The 15,802-nt window shown below is 58.1% G+C and carries 14 protein-coding genes; 6 read left to right on the top strand and 8 right to left on the bottom strand.

The features are described from left to right. The 3 genes from G518_RS0115860 to G518_RS35410 are packed head-to-tail and all read right to left on the bottom strand — an operon-like array spanning position 1 to position 3,236. The gene (locus tag G518_RS0115860; RefSeq protein WP_245597981.1) at positions 1 to 840 is read right to left on the bottom strand and encodes an ABC transporter ATP-binding protein; all 840 of its coding nucleotides are present in this window, start codon (positions 838 to 840) and stop codon (positions 1 to 3) included. Further along, complete coding sequence (locus G518_RS0115855; protein ID WP_028603392.1) at positions 837 to 1,817, bottom strand: ABC transporter substrate-binding protein; 981 nt, start codon at positions 1,815 to 1,817, stop codon at positions 837 to 839. Before G518_RS0115855 ends, G518_RS0115860 begins: the two co-directional genes overlap by 4 nt. 27 nt (positions 1,818 to 1,844) lie before the next feature. Beyond that, positions 1,845 to 3,236 carry a glycerate kinase type-2 family protein gene (locus G518_RS35410; protein ID WP_051236801.1) on the bottom strand — a complete coding sequence of 464 codons (1,392 nt, stop codon included), beginning with the start codon at positions 3,234 to 3,236 and terminating at the stop codon, positions 1,845 to 1,847. Between the two features lie 163 nt (positions 3,237 to 3,399). Here G518_RS35410 and G518_RS35405 point away from each other — a divergent pair, with 163 nt between their 5' ends. Together G518_RS35405 and G518_RS39355 are read left to right on the top strand one after the other, a co-directional pair. Beyond that, positions 3,400 to 4,146 (top strand): GntR family transcriptional regulator, encoded by a 747-nt coding sequence (locus tag G518_RS35405; protein WP_051236799.1) that lies wholly within the window; start codon positions 3,400 to 3,402, stop codon positions 4,144 to 4,146. Between the two features lie 310 nt (positions 4,147 to 4,456). Continuing rightward, positions 4,457 to 4,594 carry a MutS N-terminal domain-containing protein gene (locus G518_RS39355; RefSeq protein ID WP_084651870.1) on the top strand — a complete coding sequence of 46 codons (138 nt, stop codon included), beginning with the start codon at positions 4,457 to 4,459 and terminating at the stop codon, positions 4,592 to 4,594. A gap of 117 nt (positions 4,595 to 4,711) precedes the next feature. Here the strand turns inward: G518_RS39355 and G518_RS0115835 are convergent, their stop codons facing one another. The 3 genes from G518_RS0115835 to G518_RS38540 all read right to left on the bottom strand — a co-directional run bounded on the left by G518_RS0115835 (position 4,712) and on the right by G518_RS38540 (position 7,691). Continuing rightward, positions 4,712 to 5,662 carry a nucleotidyl transferase AbiEii/AbiGii toxin family protein gene (locus G518_RS0115835; protein ID WP_028603390.1) on the bottom strand — a complete coding sequence of 317 codons (951 nt, stop codon included), beginning with the start codon at positions 5,660 to 5,662 and terminating at the stop codon, positions 4,712 to 4,714. Continuing rightward, positions 5,659 to 6,396 carry a type IV toxin-antitoxin system AbiEi family antitoxin gene (locus G518_RS0115830; protein WP_028603389.1) on the bottom strand — a complete coding sequence of 246 codons (738 nt, stop codon included), beginning with the start codon at positions 6,394 to 6,396 and terminating at the stop codon, positions 5,659 to 5,661. The genes G518_RS0115835 and G518_RS0115830 overlap by 4 nt, the downstream gene beginning before the upstream one ends. A gap of 932 nt (positions 6,397 to 7,328) precedes the next feature. Further along, a complete protein-coding gene (locus G518_RS38540) occupies positions 7,329 to 7,691 on the bottom strand; it encodes a PIN domain-containing protein (protein WP_028603388.1) in 363 nt (120 codons plus the stop codon). An 89-nt stretch (positions 7,692 to 7,780) separates the two neighbouring features. Here G518_RS38540 and G518_RS0115820 point away from each other — a divergent pair, with 89 nt between their 5' ends. Next, entirely contained in the window at positions 7,781 to 8,611 is an 831-nt protein-coding gene (locus G518_RS0115820) for a hypothetical protein (protein WP_028603387.1), read from the top strand. Between the two features lie 153 nt (positions 8,612 to 8,764). Here G518_RS0115820 and G518_RS35395 read toward each other — a convergent pair whose 3' ends face one another. Both G518_RS35395 and G518_RS0115810 read right to left on the bottom strand, forming a co-directional pair. Then, complete coding sequence (locus tag G518_RS35395) at positions 8,765 to 10,765, bottom strand: ATP-binding protein (RefSeq protein WP_051236797.1); 2,001 nt, start codon at positions 10,763 to 10,765, stop codon at positions 8,765 to 8,767. 54 nt (positions 10,766 to 10,819) lie between these two features. Continuing rightward, positions 10,820 to 11,197, bottom strand: a complete 378-nt coding sequence (locus tag G518_RS0115810; protein WP_028603386.1) for a DUF4113 domain-containing protein — start codon at positions 11,195 to 11,197, stop codon at positions 10,820 to 10,822. A gap of 361 nt (positions 11,198 to 11,558) precedes the next feature. Between G518_RS0115810 and G518_RS39980 the strand changes: the two genes are divergently transcribed. From G518_RS39980 to G518_RS0115790, 3 genes are all read left to right on the top strand, one after another. After that, positions 11,559 to 12,056, top strand: a complete 498-nt coding sequence (locus G518_RS39980; protein ID WP_156909417.1) for a hypothetical protein — start codon at positions 11,559 to 11,561, stop codon at positions 12,054 to 12,056. A 144-nt stretch (positions 12,057 to 12,200) separates the two neighbouring features. Continuing rightward, positions 12,201 to 14,849, top strand: a complete 2,649-nt coding sequence (gene mutS, locus G518_RS0115795) for a DNA mismatch repair protein MutS (protein ID WP_051236795.1) — start codon at positions 12,201 to 12,203, stop codon at positions 14,847 to 14,849. A 120-nt stretch (positions 14,850 to 14,969) separates the two neighbouring features. Further along, positions 14,970 to 15,797 carry a proteasome-type protease gene (locus G518_RS0115790; protein ID WP_028603382.1) on the top strand — a complete coding sequence of 276 codons (828 nt, stop codon included), beginning with the start codon at positions 14,970 to 14,972 and terminating at the stop codon, positions 15,795 to 15,797. Positions 15,798 to 15,802 lie beyond the last annotated feature (5 nt).

The following is a 15,802-nucleotide window of genomic DNA, read 5'->3' as shown; positions in this document are numbered from 1 at the left end:
TTACTCCTTGAGGATGCCGAGGCTGGCGAAGATCTGGCGGATGTGGCTGCTGTAGCGCCCGAAGTCTGCCGTTTCGCGCACTGAAAGCTGGCGCGGCCTCGGTAGGTCAATGTCGATGATTTCCACGATTCGACCCGGGTTGCGATCCATCATGACGACGCGATCCGAGAGGAAAATCGCCTCCGAAATGCTATGTGTGATGAACACAACCGTCTTGCGGGTTTCCTGCCAAATGCGTGCCAGTTCCAAGTTCAGATCCTCCCGCGTCATAGCATCGAGCGCACCGAACGGCTCGTCCATCATCAACAGTTCGGGATCGGTCAGCAGCGCGCGACAGATCGACGCACGCTGGCGCATGCCGCCCGAAAGCTCCCACGGATGCCGGTCCTCAAAGCCGACTAGGCCGAAGCGATCAAGTAGTTTCATGGCGCGGGCGCGCATTTCGGGAGTCTTGCACCCCTGGAATTCAGCGGTGATCAGGACGTTGTCGAGGATGCTTCGCCAGTCGAGCAGTACGTCGCGCTGGAAGACCATCCCGGTATTCAGAGGCGGGCCATCGAGCCGCTTGCCGGCGATTCGCATGTTTCCGCTGCTGATGCCCTCAAGCCCGGTCATGCACTTAAGCAAAGTGGACTTGCCGCAACCGCTGGGCCCGAGGATTGAGACGAACTCGCCGCGCTTGATATCCAGCGAGATGTCCTGCAACGCATGCACGGGGCCGTGGTCGGACTTGTAGATTTTGTCGACGTGATCGACGCGGATGTGCGCTTCTGCCGCGGAAGACGATTCGACAACTCGCACTGGTGGTTCAACCCTGGTCAGCATCGTGGTCTCGCTCACTGCACGAATTCGTTGGTGTAGTAGTCGGCAGTCTTCCAGCCGGCCTTGATCGCGCCTGCGGCTTCCATCACCTTGAGCGCCTTGTTCCAGTCCTCTTCGGCCTGCCAGCCGTTAGGCTTTCCTTTGGTCGCCGGGGTGTCGAAGAACTCAATCGACTGCTTGATCTGCTCGCGGACGACGGTACGATCGAGCTTGACGTCAGGACGCTGCCTCATGATTGCTGCCGTGGCTTCGTCGAGGTTGCCTGCACGGATGTAATCCCACGCCTTGCGCTGGACGCCGACCAACGCCTTGAGCGCCTGCTTGCGTGCCTGGACTGTCTTCTCGGTGGCGATGAGGCCGTAGCCCGGAAATGCGATTCCGACGTCCTCGGCCAGCACAGCGCGGGAGGGCCTGTTCGCTTCCGCTACAGGAACGGCGGAAGGCTGCGTGGACATCAGGCCGTCGGCACGCCCGTTGGTATAGATACCCCAGAGTGCCGACGGGTCGACGAACATCACGTTAACCTTCTGTCGATCAAGACCCCCCAGCTTCAACCAGTAATCAATCAGCGGCGCCCAAGGGCTCGCGGCGAACACGGCCACCGTCTTGCCGTTAAAGTCTGCTGCCTTCTTGATGGATGAGTTACGGTCTACCAGAACGCCCAGGTCGGTGCGACGACCAAAGCCGGCGATGCCGACCACGGTGGCACCATTGGCACGCGCCTGCGGCAGCAAACCCAGCTGAATCTGCCCCACGTCAGCCTGACCAGAATTGACCAGTTGGAGCGTGTTGCCCGACCCTCGGCCGTCCTGGACGTCCACATCGAGTCCAGCCTCCTTGAACCAACCCTTCTCCTTGGCGAGGTGCATGGCGGCGTGAATACCCCACGGGGAAAAGTCCAGGCGAACAGACAGCTTCTCTTGGGCGTGGGCGAAATTGACAACGCCTGCCAGGCCGACGGCCGTAATCAGACGCATGAGATTGAGTTTCGGCATGGTGAACTCCGGTTTAGGGTGATGGTCTCAGGAACGAGATTGAGAGGATTCCGTGGGCTGGGCGGCGATGAGCGCGAGCTTGAGGTCGTTGACGTTCGTGCCGGTGTTTCCCGTCACTATGTGGTGGTCGATAGCATGGAGCGCCGTGGAAACGTCGTGCATACGCAATGCCGCATGCAGATCGATGCCCCTGGCAGCAGCCACATTCAGCGTTTCGGCATCGGCAAGGCCGCCCGCGTATGGAGTGGGGCCGTCTGTCCCGTCAGTGTCGATGCCGAGCACGACGATGCCTGGGTGCTCGTGCAGGTCAAGTGCTGCTGCGACTGCGAATTCCTGATTGGGACCACCGCGTCCACGCGCACCGTTGGTGATCACCGTCGTCTCCCCGCCACCAATGAGTGCGCACGGCGGCATCACTGGATGGCCGTCGCGCATGATCTGCTTGGCGATGGCGACGAAGTTCTTGCCCAGCATGCCGCTGTCGCCTTCGAACAGCGTTGAGAGCAGCACGGGAGTGAAGCCTCTGGCGCGCGCCGCGTCGGCAGCGGCACGACAGGCAGCGTCGGCGCTAAGCAACAGCACGTCCGTGCGTTCGAGGTGTGCGAGTTGCTGCGCGGTGGCGGTTTCCTGCTCCGGCGCGGCACGGCGCAGGTGCGCGACGACGGAGTGCGGCATGCGGCCCCAGAGTTCGTACTTGGAGAGCACTGCAGCCGCACTCGCGAAGGTGGACTCGTCAGGGTACGAGGGATCCGTGATGTAGTCGAGCGCATCTCCAATCACGTCTGACACGGTTAGGTTCAACAAGCGCGTTCCGCGCGGTAGGTTACGAACGAGACGACCGCCCTTGACAATACTCAAGTGCTTCCTCACGTCATTGATCTCAACGATGTTTGCGCCGCAGGTCAGCAGGAGCTCACTCGCCCGCGCCTTATCGTCCAGCCCTATGTCGCCTGCTGGCAGAACAAAGAGAGACGACGAGCCCCCGGTGAAGCAGGCAATCACCATGTCTTCGGCGCGAACTTCTCGCAGCAGTTCCACCGTCTTGCGGGCGCCATCCACCGAATTGGCGTCGGGCAACGGGTGCGCGGCTTGCAGCATTTCAATGCGCTCGAGACTGCCCTCCTGCCCGTGCTTGCAGACCACCAGGCCCCGGTATAGGAACTCACCGAGCACTTCCTCAAGCGCTTTCGCTATGGGAAACGTGGCCTTTCCTGCACCAATCACGAAGACACGCCCAACCCCGAGCTCGAAGCTAGTGGCACCCACTACAAGTCGACGCCCTTCCAGCCGCACTTGCCGGCGAACCGCGTTGCCAGGGTTGGCGAACTCAACGCTTTCCTCGGCAATTTCCAGGGCCAGACCGCGCAGCGCGGCGTCACCACAAGCGGTAAGTTTGTCGCTGTTCTTGATTAGTGTCATGGGACACATTATTGGTGATTGTCGACCATGATGTATTTGGTAATTACCCTCATGAGATGAAATTTTCTGGTGATTTAGCATGTGTAGCTCGACTGCATCTGGAGTCAGCCATAATCCACACAATTGGCGACAATAATCTTATAAACCAAAATCAGGGCGCACAATGAGTGTCATCGGCATCCATCCCATCAACAAGGTTCCGGTCGAAATCCAGGCTGCAGAAGCACTGCGCGAGGCGATTGTCAGTGGGCGCATCTCGCCAGGCAGCCGAATTACCGAAGCCCAGCTTGCAGCTGAGCTGCAGCTTTCCCGCGCCTCCGCGCGGGCAGCTCTCCACCAACTCGCCAAAGAGGGCCTGACTTCGTTAATTCCCTACACGGGCTGGACAGTGGCCACCCTGAGTGCCGCTGACGTCTGGGAGCTCTACACGCTTCGCTCGGGACTGGAGCGACTAGCCGCCAAGCTGGTCGTGCAAACGCTGAGCGTCGACAAGAGCTCGGCGCTTGGTGCGGCGTGGATCACACTTCGCGATGCATGTTCACGAGGCGATAAGGAAGAAATCGCAGAAGCGGACTTCGCCTTGCACAAAGCGTTGATCGAGCTTTCGGGCCATTCGAGGCTTAAGCTGCAGTACGAAACTATCGAACGCCAGATCCGAATGTGCATTCGTTCAAGCGACGCTTTGGTCGAAAGCCCGGAGGCCATCCTGGAGCAGCACCGTCCGTTAGTTGAGGCCATCCTAGCGGGCCGTTCCGACGAGGCTGGCGCTCATGCCGAAGCGCACAACCTCACCGAGGGAGAGAAGCTGCGAGAGCACCTGGCGAAAACGGAGACCGATCAGGATCCCGCGTTGCGCGTCAGCCGCGGCGCGACGAGACTGCGCAATTCGAAGGGCCGCAAGTCCGCGTAATCATCAGCCTCAGGCGGAGAAGCCACCCGAGTAGTGGTCCATGAGGACGACGACGAACACAGCCGCAGATTAACCAGGATCAGATCTCATTTTTTGCAATTGCAAGACACTATCAAAGGATCCCCTTCCACCCTCCCCTGCGCAAGATCAGACGTTCAACCCCACCGCACTTGATCAAACACTGCCACCCAGTCCATCAGAAAAAATAACACTTTCACCCAGCAAGCTCTATTCCACGACCAAAAGACTACTGAAAGGCCTCCAAACCAATCAGGAGTTAGGCGAACCCGACCTGTCGAGGCATACGCCCATGATGCAGCAATATCTGACTCTAAAGTCGGGCTATCCGGACGCGCTGCTGTTCTATCGCATGGGCGATTTTTATGAGATGTTCTCTGCCAATACCGAGCGGATGGCTGAGCTACTGGACATCACACGGACTCATTGAGAGCAATCAGCCGGTCAACGATCGCGATATCGGTTTGACTGGGAGGCGTGAACCATCGGCAATACGATTGGCGAAGGAGGCTCGTGCGCTCCTTCGGAAAAAACAGGACATTCATACTCAGTCCTTCGTCGGTGGTTCGTCCTCGCTCGGTGCGATAGCGAATAACCGCGTAGCAAGCACTTCGGCCTGCTCGGCGAATTTCTTCGGATTGGTCTTCTTCAACTGTGCCAAGTTCTGGACCTTCCACCTCACGCCTGGCAGGTGCTCCAAATGCGGGATGCTCAACTGCGCACACTCAGGAATACCTGAGACGAGCGACAGCAAGAAATTCCGCTCCTTCTCATCCAGCCCTTGCTGAATCTCACGCACCAAGCGCTCGCGGGTTGCCAGCAATGCATCCAACGGCACCGGCTCTGCCGTCATTCCCTGGAAGTTGTGCTCGAAATCGTGCCGGATGTCGCGCAATGGCGGAAACAACACCTCATGCACCGGCCGGTTGCTACTGGCCAAGTAAACCACGAAGGCTCGCCGGATACCGGGGGTAATGCCATCGCGCGCGAAGAGTTGCATCACATCGAATAGGTCACGCGGATGCTGCCGATCCAACGCCGCGACCAGCTTGCCGCCATACACGTCCTCCATCGAGACGACTGGAATCTCCAGGTCAGCCATCAGCACATCGCGCGCAGTCGGCGTAAGCGTGGCCTGCCTCACTGGTAACACTGTGCCTCGCATCACAAAATTCACTTCGATCTTGACCTGAACAGGACCGCGACGCACCAGCAGCTTGGTCTCACCCGCTGCTGCTGCCGGCGCGTGCGCCTGAAAGCCCCGCTTATTCAGTCGCTCGGCTGCCTGCCGCACGGCCTCATTGATGCGCGCGAGCGCTTCGTCGCGCGGCAGCGTGTGATCCGGAAAGACTAGATCGAGGTCCACCGACAAGCGTGGCATGTCACGTACGAAGAGGTTGATCGCAGTTCCCCCCTTCAATGCGAAGGTGTCGTCAGCGAACACGAGCGGCGCAACCTGGGTCAGTAGTCGCGCGGTATCGAGATAGGTCTGGTTCATGCCTTGAGTACCAGCAGACCATCGGCCGATCGAGATACCCAGGACCGACCGCTACCCGTCGGCAGCGTGGCCGGGTCGAGCTTGTCCACCCATGGCAACGCAGCCTCGCGGCCCAGTTGAAGGCACAGGCGCACAGTCTTGACACTCGTGCAGCGCTGTAGCAGATCGCGCAGCACGTCGGCGCGCAGGTTATAGGCGCTCTCCACCAACTCGCGGGCCTCCTGCAGCGGCTGACGTACACCCACTTCGCTCAATAATTCCAGCAGCGCGCGCTCCGGCGCCGATACCTGTGGCGCCTCGCTGCGCTTCTCGAACTGTCCCACATGCAACAACGCTCTCGGCTGCTCATTGAATAACCGCTTTCGGTGGTACTCGGCCGGAAATCGCTCTGTAAACCATTCCGGCAGATGTCCAGCCGTCCAGCCGTAAAGCTGCAGCACTGGTTGCTGCGCTACATACTGACGCACCCCATACCAGTCCAACGCCGACTTACCTCCCACGTGCAGGCCCTCAAAGCGGCGCTGCAACACCAGCAGACTCGGATGCAGGGCCAGGGTGTCGTTGGGACGACAGAACACCCCGCGCATCAGGCGCGTGAGCCAGCCAGCACGCACGTAGTGCACCGCCAGGTCGGCGGAGATGCCAAGACCTGCCAAGTCTTCCGAAGTAATCGGAGCGCCCGGAGGCAGGCGTGTATAGAGCGCGTTTAACTTGCTTCTTCTAGTCGTAGCCATACTACGATTCAATCATTTATTTAAAATTTTGGCAAATTTGGATTTTTCCTCGCAATCGCTGTCTGACTACGATTTTTAAATCTTTATCAAATTTCCACAGCAAAACGTTCTAGTAGCGCCTGACAGAGGAAAGAAAAACGGCGTCAGATCCCGTTTTTGCAATTGCAAGCACTATCCAAGGATAGTCTTCCTCCCTCCCCTAGGGGATAAGGCGCTCAATCACACCGCATGGAACCAAACACTTGCAACCCAGCCCATCAGCGACATTTACACGTTCGCCCAGCAAGCTTTATTCCAAACCCAAGCATTGATGTGACCAAGGGACTACAGAAAGACCTCCAGACCAATCAGGAGGCTGGCAAACCCGACCAATCGGGGTATACGCCCATGCCCATGGTGCAGCATCATCCGCGCTAGGCTCTGCATCCCGCATGGATACTGGATTCTTCACGAAAAACACAAAACTTGGCGGCAACTTGGCTACCAAATTCGCAGCTCGATAGACCGCTTTTCTCTCGAGAACGCCCTCTCTGGTGCATGTGGCGCCAAGTTTTGCTCCCAAAGCATTCTTGGCGGAGCTCAACGCTGAAAACTTGGCAGAGTGGCTACGTCGCGTAGTCAGACACTCAGTCGCCGCACATCCACTCACCATCGTCGTAGATGCCCGTGGACATGTCCTTCTGCTGGTGGCACCAGCCGCAGACCAGCAGGTTTCGCAGATACCGCTCCTTCTCCAATCAGTCCATCAATAGCGAGCTGCGGGTCGATTGATTGGCAAGGGACGCCGACGGCAAGCGGCTCGGATCGGGACGCACAGCGAAGCAACCGCAGTTTGAGCACCAGCGGCCACCGTGGTGTTCGATGGTGCTGGGCTTGTAGCACCTCGGGCATACGGTCCGCTCGGGGTCGTCCGCCTCGATCAATGGCTCGGCCTACGGGACCAAATCCGCCATGGCATTCACCCGCCGGCAAGCGAGGCCGTTCTTGTTCAAATGGGCCAGCAGCGGATCGAAGCCCTTGTCTGCCGACAGCACAATGCACTCCGTGCCGGGCTCGGTCTGGATCACGCGTCCGAGCTGGAACGCGATGTGGAAGTCCAACGCGTTCTTGCCCGTGCCTTCGATCTTCTGGAAGTCCACCAGTTGGAAGCGATGGGCCGTGGTCTTCTTCGAGGCGGCCTTCGGCGGGTTCTGCTTGGCGCCAACGTAAACGATCGCCCGATAGGTCTCGTCGAGCAGGGAGAGGTCGATCTTGTGAACCTTCTCCAAATCCACGAGCAACAAGCGTTTGGTCATGGTTAACGATCATGCCATGCGCCAACGCGAGGCAAATGGCTAAAGTCGCAGCGGGCAAAATGGTGCGAAGAACAACATCGAATCCGCCCATGGCCACACCCGAAGTCCCCAAGCGCTTGGCGCCCACGCGAGAAACCCTTCGCGAGCTCTATCTCAAATCCGGAAACCGTTGCGCGTTCACCGGATGCAAGAAATCCTTGTTCAACATCAAGGGCGTCTTCGTAGGCCAGATATGCCATATCGAAGCGGCCGAGCCAGGCGGAGAACGGTTCAACAAGAAGCAGACCAACGAGCAGCGTCGCGCGCCCGCGAACCTTGTCCTCATGTGCTACGACCACCATGTCGAGACCAACAACGTGGGCAAGTTCCCCGTCGATGCCATGGTCCGCATCAAGGTAGAGCACGAGAAGAAATTCTCCGATGTCGTGGGCACCATGCTGATGTCGGTCACGGACCACACCACGCTGACCACGGCGCGGGCTCCACAGAATCTGAACAAGATCAATCAGACGCTCAAATGGAACCTCTCAGACGACGAACTTGCCGAGTCGCTTGCGGAGCTGGTCAAGCTCATCGACAAGATCAGCAAAATTCCGCTTCCAAGCCGGGAGCTCTTCTCGATTCTCGTGAAGCGTGGCGAGGACGGCCAATTCAGCGCCGATCTTGATTGCTCCATCGCAGATATCAAGCAAGCCACTCGGCTCGCGCCTGACGAACTGCGCGAATGCCTCTCGATTTTGGACAACGCAGGCTTTGTATTCGACAACGATAAAAACGACTTCGGCGTCCAGATGATTGGGATCGCGGAGGCTAAGTCCGGCTGGCCCATTTGGAGCGATCTCAGAAAGTTCTGCAAGAAGAACGGCCTTGATCTCTCCTTGTTGATTGAGGGGCTCGACTTCTCTTCCCTCGAAGGCTGAGGGCGAAAAACAAATCCACCGGCCGTGTGGCGGGTAGATTTCGAATCATCTTGGATGGCACAGCTCAGGGGGTTGAAGCAGGGGAACTTGCGTTCGGGTGGAACTATAACTGCCAGCAAATCGCACTGTCAGTTGCCCAAATCGGCGAGGCGTTCACTTCGCCACAGCGACTTCTTCTCCGCTGGCCGGAACGGCCTCAACAGGTCCTGCATCAAAAACACCTTCCAAGTATTTGGCATAGTGGTCTTGCAGATGTTTGAGAGAGGCGCCTTTGTCGGCTTGATATTCGAGCCGCTCTTGGAAGAATTTCATGCGGCTTCTGTTCTCCGACAGCACCTGGCCCCAAGTTTTAACAAAGATGCAGACATTGTCCTTCTTGTGAATCAGTCCCGACTCGTCCGTCATGCGGAACTTCGCGTGCGGGCCGACATCGTCGCTGATGACCCAGAACACCCATGACACCTTGACGTTGCGAAACCGCTGGTCATCCATGACTGAGGCGGCGTAGCCCTCGATTTGCGATATCTCGTCTGTGTTGACCTTGACCTTCGGCGCCTTCAACTCGACCACCAAATGAGTGATCGAATCCGAGTTGTGCCGCCGTGTCGATCGGGACAGCATCAAATCCACGATGCCGCGCTCTTGCGAGACATGCTTGACCGGGGCGTCGATGACGATATCTTCGCCGAGGATTTTCTTGTGAGACCGCAAGACTTCCGTCAGCGATTGATCATCGACCGACAGCATGAAGTCCTCGCCAAACATCCAGCAATTTTGAGCGACGATGCGGTGCAACTGGGTGCGCTCTTTGAGCCGCTTCTTTGGCTCGGGATCGAACAGCACCGCTTCGATGCCGGTCAAAAACTTCAATCGATCCGCCACGATCTTGGCGGAGCTGATGATCGACGACAGCGACACGTCCCGCAGCAACTCAGCAAGCTCCTCTTGCTGACGCTTGGGGAGCCGCAGAACTTCGTTCAAGATGACTTGCAGCTCCTCGGGGCTTTTTTCGATTGCCTGCCTAAGCATCCGAAGCTGGAACGACTTGTGTTGCGGGGCAGAACTGCCGAACTCCGGTAGGTTCTTGGCAACGCTGACGGCAACGATCTCGAACACTTGCCGCTCGACTTCTTCCACGCGCGTGGTCGGGTCGCCAACAAAGGGATACACATTCTCCGTCTTCCATTCCTCCACATAGCTGCGGGCCTCCATCGCGGAACGCTGACGGAAGTAATCCTTGATCGTCTTCTGTGCCTCGTCGATCGCCGCCACGACGGGCGTCTGCATCTCCGCGAGGTCCACGGTCCCCTCTGTCTGAGCAACCGTCAAATAGGAGGATTCGAGATACGCAGTGAATTGGAAATCGCCGATGTGAAAACGGCGATCGACCTGCACGAGAGGAAACCGCTTCTCATTGCAAAGAAACAGGGCCCGATTGGACAAGCCTTTCCACTCGACGATTTCGAGCCGGACGGGATGTGTCTTCCCAACTGCTTCAATGTCGGTCAGATTGAAGGCCTTCCTACTGGCGATCATTTGGGCCGGATCAATGCGACGGCCGCCAATGGTCACGTTCACATCAGAATAGTCGGCCAAATAGAGGGCGAACACTTCGGCCAAAACATGGATGCCGGTGTCGCTGACAAAGGAGCGAAAGTCCTTGTGTGGATCGGAGATCGTCAACGTGACGCCGGCATCGGTCGGTTTTACGACTTCAACTTCATCTGAGATATTCACATGACGGATGTCGTTGGCCGACATCGTGATCGAATATTTCCAAAGCTTCTCGTCGCGTTTGTATGTGACAGCCCATTCAGCACGGGTCCCGATGGCGAACGCCTTGAAGCGCCCCCTTCCCTCTTGACCGTGCAAGAACCTTCCAGTTTCAGTCGAACCTCCCGGCTTCTTCCATGAACCGCCTAGGCGTCGAAAAAACTCCGGTGCGCTTGCCCTTGGAATGCCGTTGCCATCGTCTCGGATGATGACTTCCGACAAGGTGTCCATCTCGTTGTTCTCAAACGAGACTGAAACTCGGCCAGCGTCTGCGTCGAGGCCATTCCAAATGAGTTCCGCTAAGGCCTGCACTGGCTTTGCGCGAGTGATCTTTTCCAAGAAGTCGGATTGGACCTCGACCGGATACTGATGCTGTGCCATGGCGAGTCTCCCTTTTTGCCCATATTCTCGCACTTGGATACGGTCGACCATGGGTCAGGCCCTCAGGGTGGGCAGGTCATCCCAAGATGTCGTGTAATCTGGTGATTTGCGGTCCTCCTTCATGCGGCAAGCCTGCGGCGCCGCGTCCACCTTCACGCTTGCGACCTTCAGCACGCCTCTTCCCCAACGGTCCTTGACCGCATCGAGCGCCTGCATCAGCCGGCCTCGGCCCCGCTCCGACTCCTGCTCGCCAAGATCGAGCTCAAACTGCTCGCGGCTGGCCGGCGCGAGATCGAGCAACATCACGCCGGCCTTGGCTAGCTTGAAGCCCGGCCGGTAGATCGAGTGCAGGCCTATGACCGCGGTTTGAACGATGGCCGAGGATCTCGCGATCGCTGTGGGCCAAGCCGCTGCAGCTTCTAATGAATTCATCACCAGAATTTGGCTTAAAAAGAACTTCTGATGCGGGCATTGTCTTCCTCAATGAAGTTTACTTAAAACCCGACAGCCTCACGAATTGACTCTCGACTTTGTCGGGAAGCAAAGTCCACGGAACCTTCCATCTCTCGCTTTGAAACCAACCCAGGCGCCCTGTCTCGACCCAGCATTCAACCCGCAGGCGTCGCCCTCGACGGGGACGCCAGCTTCGTTGGAGCAGTCGCTTCGAACGGCACGAACCATCTAAAAAACTGGTGAGAGTTCTCATCGTCTTCATAACCTTGCCAAACTCGGCCTCGGCAAGGGTGTCGCCAGGCTGCAAGTCCCAATCGATACTCACCGGGCGGTCGTGCGGATGGACATCGATCTGTCCGATGTGAAGCGATGGGTCCCTCAATTTTTTTGTGACTGCCGCCGCGTTGCTCGGCTTGAACTCCATAAATCCGTAACTTTGATTGGCCAGACGACTATGTCGGAAGCCATCGGCGCCCGTAATGAGGGCACAACGCGAGCCTCCGCCGCCCCCGCGGGTGTCTGCAAAATTTTTTCGATCAGCGAACTAGCCATAAATCTCTCCGGTCATCTATATTGGAAAAAGATCGCGCACGCGAGCGAACGGCATGCCGGTCTCAGCGGCACTGCGCACCTTGCTTTCAAAGACGTGGTTAAGCGGCAACTCACGGCTCAGAGTCTTGTAGAGATCGACGCTATCCATGCAGACGATACGCTTCCCCTTGCCGAAGGCGGCAAGGCCGTCCTCGGTGAAGCCGCTGTTGCTGACGAACAGCCCACGGGTCCAAGCGGCCTTATGTCCAAGCTTGCCGAGAAACTGGGGTCAGATCCGATTTTTTAATTTCAAGCCACTATCCAAGCGTCGTCTCCTCCCTACGCGAGATCAGGCGCTCAATCACGCTGCACGAATCAAACACTTGCAACCCAGCCCATCAGCGACAATCACACGTTCGCCCAGCAAGCTCTATTCCACACCCAAGCATTGATGACCAAGGGACTACAGAAAGACCTCCAGACCAATCAGGAGGTAGGCAAACCCGACCTGTCGGGCCATACGCCCATGATGCAGCAATATCTGACTCTCAAGTCGGACTATCCGGACACGCTGCTGTTCTATCGCATGGGCGATTTCTATGAGATGTTCTATACCGACGCGGAGCGGGTTGCCGAGCTTCTGGACATCACGCTGACTCAGCGGGGGCAATCGGCCGGTCAACCGATTGCGATGGCGGGGGTGCCGTTTCATTCGGTCGAAGGCTATCTGGCGCGCCTGATCAAAATGGGTGAGTCGGTCGCTATTTGCGAGCAAATCGGTGATCCAGCGACTTCGAAAGGCCCGGTGGAGCGGAAGGTGGTGCGAGTGGTCACCCCTGGAACGCTGACCGACACTGAGCTGCTTCCCGAAAAAAGCGAATCAGTCTTGCTGGCAGTTCATCCAGGCGCACGCAATCGTTGCGGCCTGGCTTGGCTAGCAGTCACGCAGGGTGAGGTGCATCTGGCCGAATGCTCTCCAGACGAATTGGCCGGCTGGCTGGATCGCATTTCACCCAGCGAGCTTCTAGCGGCCAGTGACCTGACGCCTGCTTTTGAGCAACGGTTAAAAGGCTTACGCCTGGCGAGTGGCCGCCCCCCTGCCCTGACCTACCGACCTGCTTGGCAGTTTGACGCCCAACTAGGGCGCCGCAAACTGACCGAGCAACTTCAGACTGCGAATCTTGCCGCCTGGAGCGCCGAGGAACTGCCTCAAGCTCACGCTGCCGCCGCCGCGCTGCTCACTTACGCCGAACATACCCAGGGCCGCTCGCTTCCTCACGTGCGCGGGCTGCGCGTGGAGCGCCCGGATGAACTCATAGATCTGCCCCAAACCACACGCCGAAACCTTGAGTTGGTGCAAACGCTGCGTGGTGAAGACGCGCCAACGCTGTTTTCCCTGCTGGATTCCTGCATGACCGGCATGGGTAGCCGCATGCTTAAAAGCTGGCTGCTGGCTCCCGCGCGTGATCGCGGACAAGCCAGCGCCCGCCACGGCGCCATTGCGGCTCTCCAATCTGATGGTTCATGGCAAAGGCTGCGTGCCCGGTTGAAAGGCACGAGCGATGTAGAGCGGATCACCGCACGCTTGGCGCTCAATCAAGTCCGTCCGCGTGAATTGGTCGCGCTGCGAAACGCGATTCAGAACCGAGACCTGCTGAGCCTGGTTCCTGCCGGAGCAGAAGGGCTTTTGAACCAAATATCGGCTGATCTGGAACCTCCCACCGATGCCGCAGGGCTGCTTCAGCTTGCGCTCCTGGACGAGCCATCCGCCATGATCCGAGACGGAGGCGTGATCGCAGCAGGGCTGGATGCAGAGCTGGATGAACTGCGCGCCATCTCCAGCAACTGCGATGCCTTCCTGCTCGAGTTGGAAGCGCGGGAGCGTCAGCGTACAGGCATTGCAAACCTGCGCGTGCAGTTCAACAGAGTGCATGGCTTTTACATTGAAGTCACGCAAGGCCAGGCAGCGAAGGTGCCTGCAGATTACCGGCGCAGGCAAACGCTCAAGAACGCTGAGCGCTTCATCACACCGGAGCTGAAGAGCTTTGAAGACAAGGCACTCTCCGCGCAGGAGCGGGCACTGGCACGCGAGAAGTGGCTTTATGAGCACCTCCTGGCCGAATTGCAAGCGCACGTTCCCCGCCTGACTCGCTTTGGCAGGGCTATTGCGGGCCTGGATGCGCTATGCGCGTTGGCCGAACGATCTCTCACCCTGGGCTGGTGCGCGCCCCAGTTCGTGCGCGAACCCTGTATAGAAATTCGCGGCGGTCGCCATCCGGTGGTCGAAGCACGGCTGAAGGAAACCACCGGCACGCCGTTTATTCCCAACGACACCTTGCTCGGTTTCAAAGGGCGTATGCAGGTGATCACTGGCCCCAACATGGGTGGTAAGAGCACCTATATGCGCCAGGTAGCACTGATCGTATTGCTGGCCTCCATGGGCAGCCACGTGCCGGCGGAAAGCTGTCGCCTGGGGCCCATTGATGCTATTCACACGCGCATAGGGGCGGCTGACGATCTCGCCAACGCGCAATCGACGTTCATGTTGGAGATGACGGAAGCCGCTCAGATCTTGCATAGCGCCACGCGTGCATCGCTCGTGCTGATGGACGAGATTGGCCGAGGGACCAGCACTTTTGATGGGCTGGCGCTGGCTACTGGTATTGCGGCGCATCTACATGACCGGACGCAATCGTTCTCGTTATTTGCGACCCATTACTTCGAGTTGACTGAGTTTCCCGCCACGCACCACGCAGCAGTGAATGTGCACGTGAGCGCGGCCGAAACCGGCGCCGAGATCGTTTTTCTGCATGAAATCCAGCCCGGCCCTGCCAATCGCAGCTATGGGCTGGAAGTGGCGCGCCTGGCCGGCGTGCCACTGGCGGTACTCAACCATGCCCGCCACGCATTGACAGCGCTGGAAGACGGCGCCAGTCAAAGCCGCGCACAGATAGATTTGTTTGCCCCGCCCCCACTTGCAGCCCCCACTCTGGCTAGCGCCGTAGAATCAGCACTTGACAAGATTAATCCCGATGCACTGAGCCCGCGTGAAGCGCTCGATGCCCTTTATTCCCTCAAAAAACTGGCTACCGCCGCGTAACTAGGGCCTGCTCACCACTAAATGCACGCCCGGCGAGGAGTTGCAATGCCGCGTGCGGGTTGCCGGAACCTCACGCGGGGGTGGTTTTAGTGTGTACACGCCCTGGACGCCTCATCGCTCATGACATATTGCTGCGCCATCAAGACCAACGCCGGCCTGGTATTTCTTTCTGACTCCCGCACCAACGCCGGCGTGGATGCGATCAGTACCTTTCGCAAGATGCTGATCTATGAACGCCCAGGCGATCGCTTCATGGTGATGCTTTCGGCGGGCAACCTCTCCATCTCGCAATCTGTGCGGGAAATTCTCCAGAATGAACAGGTCAAGGACGCTGAAACGGGTGAAGGCATTTCGATCTGGAACGCTCGGAGCATGTTCGACGCAGCGCGTGTTCTGGGAAGCGCCGTGCGGCACGTCAGTCAGCGAGATGGGGCTGAGTTGCGCAAGGCGGGACTGGAGTTCAACGTATCACTGATTTTTGGTGGCCAAATCGCCGGAGAAGGCATGCGCCTGTTCCTGGTTTATTCAGCGGGAAACTTCATAGAAGCCACCGCAGAAACGCCCTACTTCCAGATCGGTGAATCCAAGTATGGGAAGCCGGTGCTTGATCGGGTCATTACCCCGGACACACCTCTTGAGGAAGCGGCCAAATGTGCGCTGGTGTCCATGGACTCCACGCTCAAATCAAACCTCTCCGTAGGCCTGCCGCTTGATTTGGTGGTGTACGAAGCAGATCAACTAAAAACGGATCGCATAGTTTGCATTGACTACGAAAACCCTTACTTCAAGATGCTCCACGACTCATGGGGTCAGCGTTTGCGCGAAGTGTTTGACAGCATAGAAGACCCCCAATGGAATGGAGGTCAAACCGATACTCCTCTCAGAGTGTCTTCACCCCGCCACCCGCCCTTGAAGAAAATTGCGTCGGCGGACGAGCGCCTGATCTGAACTGA

The sequence above is a fragment of the Ottowia thiooxydans DSM 14619 genome (assembly GCF_000422885.1).
Lineage (GTDB): Bacteria > Pseudomonadota > Gammaproteobacteria > Burkholderiales > Burkholderiaceae_C > Ottowia > Ottowia thiooxydans.
The sequence above is the reverse complement of the archived record's forward strand: the minus strand, read 5'-3'. Positions and strand labels throughout refer to the sequence as shown.